The sequence below is a fragment of the Flavobacterium anhuiense genome (assembly GCF_050990855.1).
Classification (GTDB): domain Bacteria; phylum Bacteroidota; class Bacteroidia; order Flavobacteriales; family Flavobacteriaceae; genus Flavobacterium; species Flavobacterium anhuiense_C.
On record NZ_CP158861.1, the window covers coordinates 4,607,813 to 4,620,857 of the forward strand.

Annotated in this window: 13 protein-coding genes, 1 tRNA gene and 1 pseudogene; 5 read left to right on the top strand and 10 right to left on the bottom strand. The window is 33.7% G+C overall.

All coding sequences use genetic code 11. The features are described 5' to 3' along the window. Positions 1-94: 94 nt before the first annotated feature. The 9 genes from ABTV69_RS19940 to ABTV69_RS19980 form a co-directional block, all read right to left on the bottom strand. Entirely contained in the window at positions 95-1,318 is a 1,224-nt protein-coding gene (locus tag ABTV69_RS19940) for a sterol desaturase family protein (protein ID WP_433831933.1), read from the bottom strand. A gap of 133 nt (positions 1,319-1,451) precedes the next feature. Beyond that, complete coding sequence (locus tag ABTV69_RS19945) at positions 1,452-2,738, bottom strand: Glu/Leu/Phe/Val family dehydrogenase (protein ID WP_433831935.1); 1,287 nt, start codon at positions 2,736-2,738, stop codon at positions 1,452-1,454. A gap of 454 nt (positions 2,739-3,192) precedes the next feature. Then, positions 3,193-4,047, bottom strand: coding sequence for an EamA/RhaT family transporter (locus ABTV69_RS19950; RefSeq protein WP_433831937.1), 855 nt, complete (start codon positions 4,045-4,047; stop codon positions 3,193-3,195). A 224-nt stretch (positions 4,048-4,271) separates the two neighbouring features. Beyond that, positions 4,272-5,735 (bottom strand): magnesium chelatase, encoded by a 1,464-nt coding sequence (locus ABTV69_RS19955; protein ID WP_433831939.1) that lies wholly within the window; start codon positions 5,733-5,735, stop codon positions 4,272-4,274. Positions 5,736-5,909: 174 nt separating this feature from the next. Continuing rightward, positions 5,910-7,028, bottom strand: a complete 1,119-nt coding sequence (locus tag ABTV69_RS19960; RefSeq protein ID WP_433831941.1) for a vWA domain-containing protein — start codon at positions 7,026-7,028, stop codon at positions 5,910-5,912. 106 nt (positions 7,029-7,134) lie between these two features. Continuing rightward, positions 7,135-7,533, bottom strand: a complete 399-nt coding sequence (locus ABTV69_RS19965) for a YchJ family protein (RefSeq protein WP_433831943.1) — start codon at positions 7,531-7,533, stop codon at positions 7,135-7,137. After that, entirely contained in the window at positions 7,505-7,738 is a 234-nt protein-coding gene (locus ABTV69_RS19970) for a hypothetical protein (RefSeq protein WP_095931642.1), read from the bottom strand. The genes ABTV69_RS19965 and ABTV69_RS19970 overlap by 29 nt, the downstream gene beginning before the upstream one ends. Positions 7,739-7,835: 97 nt before the next feature. Further along, positions 7,836-7,982 carry a hypothetical protein gene (locus ABTV69_RS19975; RefSeq protein WP_167330310.1) on the bottom strand — a complete coding sequence of 49 codons (147 nt, stop codon included), beginning with the start codon at positions 7,980-7,982 and terminating at the stop codon, positions 7,836-7,838. Beyond that, on the bottom strand, positions 7,982-8,524 hold the full coding sequence (locus ABTV69_RS19980) for a hypothetical protein (RefSeq protein ID WP_433831945.1): 543 nt from the start codon (positions 8,522-8,524) through the stop codon (positions 7,982-7,984). Before ABTV69_RS19980 ends, ABTV69_RS19975 begins: the two co-directional genes overlap by 1 nt. 82 nt (positions 8,525-8,606) lie before the next feature. Here ABTV69_RS19980 and ABTV69_RS19985 point away from each other — a divergent pair, with 82 nt between their 5' ends. From ABTV69_RS19985 to ABTV69_RS20005, 5 genes and pseudogenes are all read left to right on the top strand, one after another. Then, positions 8,607-8,852 (top strand): hypothetical protein, encoded by a 246-nt coding sequence (locus ABTV69_RS19985; protein ID WP_433831948.1) that lies wholly within the window; start codon positions 8,607-8,609, stop codon positions 8,850-8,852. Between the two features lie 412 nt (positions 8,853-9,264). After that, positions 9,265-9,705, top strand: a complete 441-nt coding sequence (locus tag ABTV69_RS19990) for a KTSC domain-containing protein (RefSeq protein ID WP_095931645.1) — start codon at positions 9,265-9,267, stop codon at positions 9,703-9,705. A gap of 262 nt (positions 9,706-9,967) precedes the next feature. Next, complete coding sequence (locus ABTV69_RS19995) at positions 9,968-10,729, top strand: DUF4369 domain-containing protein (protein WP_433831950.1); 762 nt, start codon at positions 9,968-9,970, stop codon at positions 10,727-10,729. Positions 10,730-10,747: 18 nt separating this feature from the next. Beyond that, positions 10,748-11,134 (top strand): annotated as a pseudogene (locus ABTV69_RS20000) (TlpA family protein disulfide reductase); the annotation flags it as partial. A gap of 474 nt (positions 11,135-11,608) precedes the next feature. Continuing rightward, a tRNA-Tyr gene (locus ABTV69_RS20005) sits at positions 11,609-11,692 on the top strand. Positions 11,693-12,421: 729 nt separating this feature from the next. On the opposite strand, the gene ABTV69_RS20010 is transcribed toward ABTV69_RS20005, so the two are convergent. Further along, complete coding sequence (locus ABTV69_RS20010) at positions 12,422-12,862, bottom strand: hypothetical protein (protein ID WP_433831952.1); 441 nt, start codon at positions 12,860-12,862, stop codon at positions 12,422-12,424. Positions 12,863-13,045 lie beyond the last annotated feature (183 nt).

Below are 13,045 nucleotides of genomic sequence, written 5' to 3' on the forward strand. Positions count from 1 at the left end.
CACGAATTTTTATTTAAAAATAATACGTGAAATTATGCGTGATAATTACACGAATTGATTGGAAAAAGAAAATTCGTGAATTCGTAGCTATTTTTTAATCAGCACTTTCTAACTGCAAAATTGTATTCTGATAAATCTTGCTCAACGAAAATAACTGCTCAACAAAAATCATAATTGCAATCGGTACAAAGAAAAATACTAGCAAATCTTTCTCGTATAGAAAATAGGTCGAAATCATAGCTAAACGGGCATATTCCAGATAATAAATCCATTTTCGTTGTTCTAGCAAAGCGCCACAATTGATTAAAGTAAGAATCACCAACGAAAGCACAAATACCTTATCAAAGCTTTCTAAATAATCGAAATAATAGGTAAAGACAGTTAAAATAAGTGTGCAAATTCCTAATTGAATATAAAGGTAATTTTTAAATCGAAGTCGTTGATTTGGCGCTGTTTTATCTTGCAGAAAACGCTTTTCTAAAGTTGGACGAATATCTTGATCCATATCGGCTGGACTTCCGAAAACAGCATTCCATTTTGCTTTGAATCCGCTAGAGCGTTTCCATAGTTCGTAGATTTCAAAGTAATAATGAAAATGCTGCCACAAGAAACTATAGCTTTTTAGCGGATGCGTTAATCCGTATTTTGGTTTTTCTTCTTCGGTTTGGAAAGTTCCAAAAAGGCGATCCCAAAACGTAAACATATCGCCGTAATTTTTGTCTAAATATTTTTCGTCAGACGCATGATGAACTCCATGAACAGAAGGCGTTACAAATACATATTCCAACCATTTTATTTTTCCGATAAGCTGTGTATGAGTAAAAAAAGAATAAGCACCGTGAACAATCAGCATGGCAATAACCATAGCGGGGTGAAAACCAATTAAAGGTAAAATGCACCAAAATCCCGTTCGAATAATAGCTTGAAAAGTAGTAATTCTAGCAGCGGCAGTAAAATTAAATTCCTCACTATGATGATGCACAATATGCGCTGCCCAGAAAAAATTGACTTCATGCCCCAATCGATGGTACCAATACCAGACAAAATCGGTGGCGAGAATTAAAGCAAACCATACTAAAGCATTGCTCGGAATCTCAAATATTCTATAATCATCATAAATCAAATAATACAATTGGTAAAAACTCGCCGCGACAAATAGGTTAATCAAACGCTCTGCAATTCCGATCGAGATATTAGAAACAGAACTTTCATAATTAAAAATTTCAGGCTTTTTTTTGCGTTGAGCAAGCTTATATTCCAAAAACAAAAAAAGAAAAAAGGCCGGCATGGCAAAGGCCAGGAAATTGATATTTTTCATTTGTAAGATACTTTTCGATTCTAAAAATTATATTGAACAGCAAACGAAAAAGACACTTCCATCAATTAAGTTCTTTGCGGGAGGCAAAAAACGTAATCAACGAAAATGATCTTTTACGGAGTAAACCTGATTTTTAATTCTGCTTAAATAAAGGAGCTTCCAAGGCAACTTCTTTAACCGATTGTGTTTCGGCTACTTTTTTTAAAGCAATAATATAAGCTGCGATACGAGGCGTTACGTTGTGTTTTACTGCAACTCTAAAAACAGTATCAAAACCTTTCTCTAAAATATCTTCCAGACGTTTATTAATCTGGTGAATTCTCCAAGACTCTAAAAGCGAATTCTGAAGCCATTCGAAATAAGAAACGGTAACACCGCCTGCATTGGCTAAAATATCAGGAACAACTAATATATTTTTATCGTGCAAAATTTGATCGGCATCTGAAGAAACGGGTCCGTTTGCTGCTTCAATAATAATTCTTGCTTGAATATCTTTCGCATTTTTCTGTGTAATTACATCTTCTTTTGCAGCCGGGATCAAAACATCAACATCCAAAAGCAACAAGTCTTCATGCTTAATGGCAACCGAATTTGGATAACCTTTTATGGTTTTGTTATTCAAATTATAATACAAAATCAACTCCGGAATATTAATTCCACTCGGATTGTAAAATGCTTCGGAAACATCGCTCACGGCAACAATCTTAACTCCTTTTTCGTGCAGAAATAAAGCAGAATGTAATCCGACATTTCCAAAACCTTGAATGGCAGCCGTAGCTCTTGCAGGTCTGATTTTCAATTTTTGAAGTGCTAAAAGCGTAATAATGCTTACTCCTCTTCCTGTCGCTTCTACTCTACCTAGCGATCCTCCAGAATGTAGATGTTTTCCAGTTACTACAGCATGAATTGGCCTTCCATGCAATAGTGAAAATTCATCCATTAGCCAGCCCATTTCGTCAGGCCCTGTTCCCATGTCTGGAGCAGGAACATCTTTTTCTGGTCCGAAAATATCGGCTAAAGCTTTGGTATACGCTCTAGTAATTTTTTCTAATTCTGTTTTTGAATGGTTTCTCGGATCGCAAATAATGCCGCCTTTTGCACCACCAAAGGGAATTCCAGTTACAGCAGATTTCCAGGTCATCCAGGCGGCAAGTGCTTTTACTTCATCAATATTCACAGCAGTATCGTAACGAATTCCACCCTTTGAAGGCCCTAAAGCTGTGTTGTGAATTACACGATATCCTTCAAAATTCTGAACGTTTCCGTTATCCAAAGTGATAGAGAAGTTTACAGTGATTTGTTTTTCTGGACGCTGCAATTTTTGTCTGATAGAATTATCTAAGTTTAAAATATCTGCAGCAATATTAAAGCGATCAATCATCGATTGAAACGGATTGTGTTTTATAATTTCTGAACTCATACTATATAGTTTTAGGTTTGGGTTATCTTTTTATATCTATTGAAAATCTTATGTTGAGAAAAGCCATTTGCTTTATCTCGTAAAACTGACGCAACACGGAATCTTTATCAGGCATCTGCGCATCAAAATTTTCATATTTCTATTGGTTCTCATATCTAGATTTTTTAACTGGTTCAAAAAAAAGCCTTTCATGGTGCAATGAAAGGCTAAAAAAAAAAAATAACTAACAAGTACTTTCTCTATTAACGCCATTTCAAAACGTGATTCATCATACAGCACATCGCAAAGCTGCAATTGAAAGACGTCATACTATTTTGGCTATAGTTTTTCATTGTTGAGACAAAGCTACAAAATTATATTTATAAATTCTATAGAATTAGTAGAATTAAATTCAATTAATTAAAAACACAACATTAAATCATTTAAAAATCAAAGGTTTACCGTTTAAAAAAAATTACTGCAATTGTGACAAAAAGATAAAAACAACAGCCAATAAAGCCAAAACCAATCCCAAAATATTAATTTTAGATAGTTTTTCCTTGAAGAAAAAAGCTCCTATCAGCGTTCCTAAAATAATTACACCCATATTCATTCCTGCAAAAACGGTTGAAGGATTTTCTGCGAATGCCTTATGTGCTTTTAAGTAGAATAATATATTTCCGAAGTTGAAGATTCCAACTAATATCCCAAAAGGAATGCTTTTTAAAACGAAATTTTCTTTCGCTATAAATGACTTATATGCAACAATAAGAATAGAAACCGCGAAAGCAATTAGAAAAACAAAAAACAAAGAGGTTGTGTAAGGAACGACCGTGTATAAAGCGATTTTCTTGAAAAGAATATCAATAATTCCAAAACCAACTAAAACTGCCGCTGGATAAATCCATTTGTTTTCTGTATTGTCTAACGGCTTTTTTAAGATGAATAAAAGTGCCGTGAAACCTACTAGAACACCAATTGTTTTATAGGTATTAAATCCTTCATTAAACAAGAGCCAAGCCGCCAAAATCGGAATAAATAATGATAGCCTTTGTGCCGCATCGGTTTTTGCAATTCCCATATATCTGATGGAAAGCGCTAGAAAGAGAAATAATATTGGAAGCAAAATTCCAACAGAAGTATAAATCCCAAGAGGCGCATTATGATCTAATGCGTTAAGATCTGGCGTAAAAGTAAAGTAACAAAGCGTAATTGCAGCGATATAATTAAACGAAATGATTTGCGAAGGATTAGCATTATATTTTCTAGAAATTTTGAATATAACACCCACAATAACACTGCAAAGAATACTTAATATAAGGAACAACATAAATTTATTTTTGGACTGTAAAAGTAACTATTGTAAAACAAAAAAGCCCAGCCGGTTTTAAAAAACCAGCTAGACCAGATTGTATATTCAGGTTTTTAGTAAAAAAATCTAATTTAATCTGCTAAAATCCTTTTATCCCGATAGTTATCGGGAGCGTGAAATAATTTTACGCTTAGATTTTTCACGCAGATTAAAGCAGATATTATACAGATCAATTCTAAACCTTAGAATTTACTAATGTAACTTCCGTAAATATCCCTAAACTGATTTCCTTTTGCAAAACGGTCTTTGCTCAGTTTTTTATATTCAACCAATCCCCAAAGAATGAACTCTTTCATGAAATACACATCTTCTTTTGCCAATTGAGGCTGGTATTTTTTTAATAATTCGTCAAGCGGAGTTACTTCATCTAAAATAGCTTTGTATTCTTTGTCTGAAGCATCATCTAATAACTCAAATCCGCTTTCCGCGAAAAACCATTCTACAACATCAGAATATGGCGTTTTTTCGTCTGGCTTTTCTAGTTTTTCTATTTTAGGAAAATATTCTGGAAACAATGTTTTTATTGCAGAACCAATCAAAGTTTCTGCCACAACATCGGCTCCCTCCTGCTCTCCTTCGTAAACCAATTCTACTTTTCCTGTGATTGCTGGAATGATTCCGACAAAATCAGATAAACGTAAAGTCGTTCTATCAACACCAGAAATCAAAGCGCGACGTTCTGCTGTACTAATTAGGTTTTCGAATGCTGTGATACTCATTCTCGCACTTACACCGCTTTTGTTGTCGATGTATTCGCTTTCACGAGCTTCAAAACTAATTTGCTCTAAAATATCTCTCGCCAAACTTGGAACGCAAACAACATCAGTTTGATTTTGATCTAATTTTGATTCTTGTTCTGTAATCGTTCTAGCAATCTCAATGCTTTCAGGATAATGCGTTAAAATTTGAGAACCAATTCTATCTTTTAAAGGCGTTACAATACTTCCTCTATTGGTATAATCTTCTGGATTTGCCGTGAAAACAAATTGCATATCTAAAGGCATTCTCAATTTGAAACCTCTAATTTGAATATCGCCTTCCTGCAAAATATTGAATAAGGCTACTTGAATTCTAGCCTGTAAATCGGGTAATTCATTGATTACAAAAATACAGCGATTCGCTCTCGGAATCATTCCGAAGTGAATTACACGATCGTCTGCATAAGATAATTTTAAATTCGCCGCTTTAATTGGGTCAACATCTCCAATTAAATCTGCAACCGTTACGTCTGGAGTTGCCAGTTTTTCAAAGAAACGTTCGCTTCTGTGCAACCAAGAAATCGGAGTTTCATCTCCTTTTTCAGCAATTAAATCTCTTGCAAAACGAGAAATCGGATTTAACGGATCATCGTTAATTTCTGAACCTTCCACAAACGGAATATATTCATCTAACAACTCCACCATTTTACGAGCTAAACGCGTTTTCGCCTGACCGCGAAGTCCAAGTAAATTAATATTATGACGCGATAAGATCGCGCGTTCCAATTCTGGAATTACGGTATTTTCAAATCCGTGAACCCCTTCAAAAACAGGTTTACCCGATTTGATTTTCTCACGAAGATTATTACGCAATTCGTCTTTTATGCTTGTAGTTTTATATCCAGCGGCTTTTAATTGACCAAAGGTCTTTATAGTATTTATTTCCATTGTGTTGAAATGTAAATTTTTATTTTTTTATTTTTTTCGAAAGAGAAAATATTGTGTTTTTACTTTGCGCAGACGCACTGCAGTGCGTATATTCAGTCGCAAAAAAACTTTTTTTCTTTGTCACTTTGTCACTCAGCAACTTAGAATCTTAGAATCTTAGCAACTCAGAACCTTCTAGCGAACTCTCTTCTTCCTATTTGCTTCATAATCCTCAAAAATCATTTCGCCCAAACCTTTTAGTCCCGTATAAAATGCTTTTCCTTGATTTGCTTCGGTAAACTGATTTACAAAACGCTGCAAATACGGATCTCGTGCAATCATAAAAGTCGTAATCGGAATATGAAGTTTTCTAGCTTGTTGCGCTTGTGTGTAACATTTATCGACAATATATTCATCTAAACCATTGCTATTCATATAATAAGATCCATCACGTTCGCGAACGCAACTTGGTTTTCCGTCGGTAATCATAAAAATCTGTTTGTTGGTATTTCGCTTTCTGCGAAGGATATCCATCGCCAATTGCAAACCTGCCACCGTATTGGTATGATAAGGACCAACTTGTAAATAAGGCAAATCTTTAATTGGAATCGTCCAAGCATCATTTCCGAAAACTAAAATATCTAACGTATCTTTAGGGTATCTTGTTGTGATTAATTCTGCTAAAGCCATTGCTACTTTTTTGGCTGGCGTAATTCGATCTTCGCCGTACAAAATCATACTGTGACTGATGTCGATCATTAAAACTGTACTCATTTGGGCTTTGTACTGTGCTTCTTCTACAACCAAATCATTTTCAGTAAGCATAAAACTTTCAACTCCGTTGTTAACTTGAGCGTTTCGAAGACTTTCAGTTAATGAAATTCTTTCTAAACTATCCCCAAAATTAAACTCACGGAATTCGCCAGTATGTTCGTCGCCGTTTCCAGCGTGTTTTGTTTTATGATTTCCGCTTCCAGATCTTTTCAAATTTCCAAAAATCTGATCTAAAGCTTGTTGCCTAATTGCTCTTTCGGTTTTCGCAGTTATTCCAAAACCATTACTTCCATCGCCTTTTACTTCATCTTTTATGTACCCTTTTTTCTTCAGGTCTTCGATAAAATCGTCAATAGTATAATTTTCGTCGGTAAGTTTGTATTCGATATCCAGTTCCCGAAGCCAGCTTATGGCTTCATCAAAATCGCCCGAAGTATGGGTGATTAACTCTTTAAAAATCGTAAAAAGTTTGTCAAACGGAGACTGAAAAGGAGCTTCGTAAGTCTTAAAATAAAAGCCTTTTTTAAATTCGTTTTTCATAAATCTAAAATTACATCTTTTTAGAATTATGAAAAACGAATCGTTTATTAATTTTTAGTTAAAATATTTAACCAAAAATAGAGACTAACAGTGTTAGATATAATAATTATTCAAACTTTCCGTCCAAATAATACCAAGCACCATTTTCAAATTTAAAAGTAGAAAATTCGTAATGCACTTGCGGTTTATTGTCTGAATCTAAAAAGTAAGCTTTGAATTCCACCGTATTTTCAGAAGAACTCAAAATCTCTAATTTCTGCCATTTATTCGAAACAGCCCATCTTAAAATTTCAGGTTTTGAATAATATTTTCGTTCAGAAGCATAAGTGGTTTCCATCAAATAATCGGCATTATGCGCGGCGTACGCCGAATATCTTGATCGCATTAAAGTCAATGCTGAAGGCGCTTTTTGATTGTTGTTGAGATATAATCCGCAACAATTTTCAAAAAGCAGTCCTGTGTCGCAAAAGCATTTTTTACTCTCCATCAACTGGCTCTTCTCCATTAATTTTAACGTGAAGCTGATTCAATAAAACTTGATAACGCGTAATTTCGCGAACTTCTTCATCTTCTTCCGCAAAATCAATCATTTCGTCTAATGTCTCGCTTACTTCCAATAATTTGTTGTTTGCTTCTCTGTCGTTTTTCGCCGCAATCAAATCAATGATTTCCTGCACGTTTGCTTTTAATTCTTCGAATTTACTATTCATGGGTTCTTTTGTTGTTTTTGTTTCAGGTTTCAAGTTTCAAGTTTCAGGTTTGTTGCGTTAACTTGCAACTTTAAACTTGAAACCTGAAACAAATATTCTACTCTTCGTTTTTACTTTCGTTGAATTTCTTCATTATTTCCTTCAACTTTTCTTTGCGTGAAATTTCAGCTTGTTTGGCTTTCGCTTGGGCTTTATGCAATTTATCGTTGTGCTTTTTGATGTTTCTTTCGTTATTTCTTCCCATTACACCTCTCTTTTAATTTGTTCTAACGTTTTTTCCGTGAAAATCAATTCGTTTATAATTTGTTTTCGCAATTCATCAATGTCATCATAATCAAAATGCTTTGCCCAAGAAGTCAGTTGCTGCAGGTTTCGAACTTGTTTTAATCTTTTTGTGGTTTCAAAACTTGTTCTTAAAACTGCTTTTCCGTCATATTCTGGATTATTCTTGTGTTCGTAATTGGCCAAATTATTATCAAAATCAGCTTTTATATAATACAGTTTTTCTTCGGCATTATCTGGATAAAACTCCGTCCATTTTGCAAAACCAATTTTAGTTTTTGATTCCGTTTCTGGATTTCTGGCAATTAAACGCCATTTGCTATTCGCCAACCTTCCCCAATGATTTGAAACGCGATACATTCCTTCTTGAGTATAATAATACGCACTTCCTGCTTTGCTTTCAAATTGCTTTTTCAATCCCTGAATTGAATCTGGAAGTACTTCATTAAAAGCACAAAACGTATTTTTAAAAGAATTAGGATGGGGTTTAAAGTTTTTTTGCATATGCAAATATACTCAGATTACAGTGAACTCCCTAAAACATTAATTGCTTACCTTTGCTCCTTTAATTCAAAACAACAAAATCATGTCTAAAGATTTAGAACAAAAAATGCCCCAAAAAGGAGTTTTTACTGGCATTATCGAAAAAGATGAAAATAATAATTATTTCTGTGGAGAATATCTTTTAGACTATAAAATGGTTCAAGCCAAATTTAAGGAAGGCGATTGGATTACAATAAAGTCTGTTATTGAAAATCCAAGCGACATGAGTTATAAACAGTATCCAAAAAAATCTAGAAACTTCGATAAAGCGAATCATAAACCGGAATAATTTTGTTTCATGTTTCATGTTTTTCTTGTTTCAAGTTGCTTGTTGGGACGTTCTTTTTTTAACCGCAAAAGCCGCAAAGATTTTACGCAAAGTTCGCTAAGATATTTCTAAAGAAGATCTAAATATTAAGTTCGCAAAGCTGTGTCTACACATAGCTTCGCGAACTTTTCATTTTAATGATCTTAAAAAAACTTTGCGAACTTTGCGTAAAATCTTTGCGATCTTTGCGGTTAAATTATTAGGTCAATAATTCTAGTATATCTCAGTTAACATTTTAATAAACCAACTTTCCCTAATATTTTTTGCATCAAAACCAAAAAGTTAAAAAAAAGTGTACCTTTGCAAAAAATTTGTCGATTTGAACTAAAACAAAACGATTTCAAACTAATAGACAAGTAGTTACCTTTTATTTATGAAAAAAATAGTTGAATACCGCAAGTTACTAAACGTAGAAAAAACTGCAGAGTTAAAAGATTTAAAGACAATTTATCGTAATGCGATGAAAGAATCTCATCCTGATAAATTTGTGGGAAATGAAGCTGGTTTAAAAGAAGCAGAAGAAAAAAGTAAAACGATTATCGAAGCTTACCACTTTTTAGTGAGTATTCACCCTGATACTATCAAATTAAACTTACCTGAGTATACAGAGACAATTTCAACTTGTTCTATCACAGATTATAAATTTGTTGAAGGTCGTTTAATTATTGATTTTTCTAACGGAAGTGTTTACGAATACATCAGTGTTCCAAAAGCAACTTACGTAAAAATGGTAAATGCAGATTCTCCAGCAAGATTTGCTAAAAGACATATCTTAAACTCTTTTACTTGGAGAAAGAAAACAAATCAAGAATAGTTTTATACTACTATATTTTACAAAAAAGCACTCTATCAAACGAGTGCTTTTTTTATGTCTAAAATTCAAATAATTGTGTACAGACTATTCAAATAACTTTCATATTAAGAGTTTTCAATCAAATCAAGCCAACAAACACGCTGATTTTAGGCATTTTAGTTTAAAAAAAACTATAACAAAATTTTAGGTTGCAAAATTCTGTATGTTTTATAATTTTAGATACTTTTGTTGCACAAATCAATTAACTAATTAATTTTTTATAATGAAAAAAATACTTTTTGTACTTACAGCTTCTGCAGCTATCATTTCTTGCAGCAAAGTTAAAGATGGAGAATACCTTATTACTGGTACGGCTACAGGAATTGAAAATGGAAAAACTATTATTTTGCAAGGTCAAGACCCTGCTACAAGGATGCCAGTTTCTCTTGATACAGTAAAAGTTGAAAACGGAAAATTTGAAATTAAAGGAAAAGTTACTGAACCAGCTTTCCATACATTAATATTACAAGGTGCTAACGGACCAATCCCATTTATTCTAGAAACCGGAGAAATTAAAATTGCTATTGATAAAGATAGTATCCACAAATCTAAAATCTCTGGAACTTATAACAATGATGAGTATGTAACTTTCATGGAAGACATGAACAAAACTTCAAAGAGTTTAATGGACTTCCAAAAAAAGAATAACGATAAAATGAAACAAGCTCAACAAGCCCAAGATACAGCAACTATCAATAGCTTGATGAAACAATACATGGAAATCCAAAAAGAAGTTCAAGAAGGAAGCAAAAAGAAATATTTAGCTTATGCTGAAAATCACCCAAAATCTTTCATTACAGCTTTAATTATTCAAAGTTTATTGAATGACCCAACAGCTGACATGAAAAAATTAGAAGGACTTTATAATGGTTTAGATGAGTCTTTAAAAAATACTGCTCCTGGAAAAGAAATCAAAACTAGATTTGGTCAAGCAAAAATGCCATCTGTTGGTGCTACAGCTCCAGCGGTAGGTAGCCCTAAATGAAGAGCCGATTTTTCAGCTCCAAATCCAGAAGGAAAAGTAGTTTCGCTTAAAGAAAGTTTAGGTAAAGTAACTATTGTAGATTTCTGGGCTTCATGGTGCGGACCATGCCGACAAGAAAACCCACATGTTGTGGCTCTATATAAAGAGTTTCACTCAAAAGGCTTAAACATCATTGGAGTATCTTTAGATAAAGACGCTGCAAAATGGAAAGAAGCTATTGCAAAAGATGGTTTAACTTGGACTCATGTTTCCAACTTGAAATTTTGGGACGAACCAATTGCAAAACAATATAATGTTGAATCTATTCCTGCAACTTTTATTCTAGATGCATCAGGAAAAGTGGTAGCACAAGATTTAAGAGGTGATGAATTAAAAGCAAGAATCAAAGAATTGCTAGCAAAGTAATCCTTCTTTAAAATAAACAAAAAATCTCCCTAGTGGAGATTTTTTTTGTTTTACACCATATCGGAATAAAATTTAACGCATAAAGAAATAAAAACTTGGCTTAAAAGAGATTTTGAAAAGATAAATTAAGTTGGACTAATTTCGGAATTTAGAAAAGCACATTGCAAAACAATATCATCTAAAACATTTTTTCAACGAATTTTATTTAATACATCAATAAAAGCAGTACCTGACAACTTTATTTAAAAAATAAATCGGAAGTAAAACCAGCAAACTACTTATAAATATATTCTTACTTTTTAAAATAAATCGAAAAAAAGTTCAAAATAACTGTTTTTTATTTTATTCAATTCCAACGGATTAAAAAATAACTTTAAAATAACTTAAAATTAAGTCATTTTTTTGTTTGGAAATGTTGAAAGAGTTCCTATCTTTGCCACCGCTAAGAACAACAAAGCACAACAAGCTGAGATCGGGGAGATACTCAAGCGGCCAACGAGGGCAGACTGTAAATCTGCTGTGTGAACTTCGCAGGTTCGAATCCTGCTCTCCCCACCAAAAGGGTAAAGCCTGCAAATCGTAAGATTCGCAGGCTTTTTGTTTTATTGCAGTTTTTAAATCTTTTAAAAAACGACATTTTTTTTTGGGCGTAATATATATGCTTTTTCGTTTTTTTTAAGACTTGAAATTCAGAAATACTAAAAAAGCTTAAGTTCGAAAAAACTAAATTTTACTTCCTATCTTTCGAAAGAGACTTTTCAAATATCTACGACAATGTTTTAAGGCAGGGCAATCACGACCTTTTTTTAAGGGAGACGCAATAGATCAGTTTTATGTAATGCTCAGACGTGCGCCGAATTATGTACGAAGCAAGATAGTTAACAGAGAGCGCATATTTGAAACTGTGAAACATACTCCACATGGAATAGTTGTTATGGGCAAAAAAAGAAAAAATATAGAAGAAAACTAGCGTCTAAATAAGATTGCAAAACTTTTAAATTCAATCGATAGTTGCACGGAGTCCCAGCACGGCTATTTTTTGTTTTAGTTCCAATAAATTTCGAGCGCAAATAATTGTCCATTCAATTAAATTCCTCCACCACTCCCAACTAGCTCCCAACTAGCTCCTTACTAAAATCAAACTAAAGACATCCGGTCTATTTTTTCAATAATAAAAAAAAACAGCCGTCCGGCTGTTTAAATTGTCTGCTTTATATTTAGGGAAGAATTAAGCCAAGAATCTTTTTGTTTAAACCAAAATTTCCTCCCATCGCTTTGTAGTCTTTACTACAACTTCAATGTCAAGCCGATTCCTGGTGAAAATCCTGAAACGTTCCCGCCACCAATCTCCACATAAACGCCCCACTTCTCGTTCCAAAACCATCTGCCGCCTATCTGCAGGCCGACATTAAAATCACTTCCATCGTGGCCATTATTGTCATGATCGTCCCTCAAATCGAAAGAATAGCCCACATTTGCCCCTCCATATACGTCCCAAGCATCATCGGTGATGCCAAACACATGGTCGAAATAATAATTCCCCTTTACTCCCGCATTAAGCCAGTCAAGATCCAGCGTGGTCCCGACTCCTGGGGCTATGGTAATATCCCTGTGAACCGGTATTTCATAATTGATGCCTACAAGCCCAAAATTCAGCTCCTTTCTGGCTTGTGCAAAAACACTTGCAAAACATAATACTGCAAAAACTGATAGAATAATCTTTCTCATATTTTTCTGTTTTTAATGTTACACTCAAATTTAATAAAAAAACTTTCAACAAAAATTTCAAAATAAAACATATAAAGCTAAATATCAGTAAATTACAAACAAAACCATCCAAATCTCTTTAGCCCGAAACGCCCATTTATCAAGTCGACCTAGTCTTTTGCTAAGGATAAAATTCAATACCAC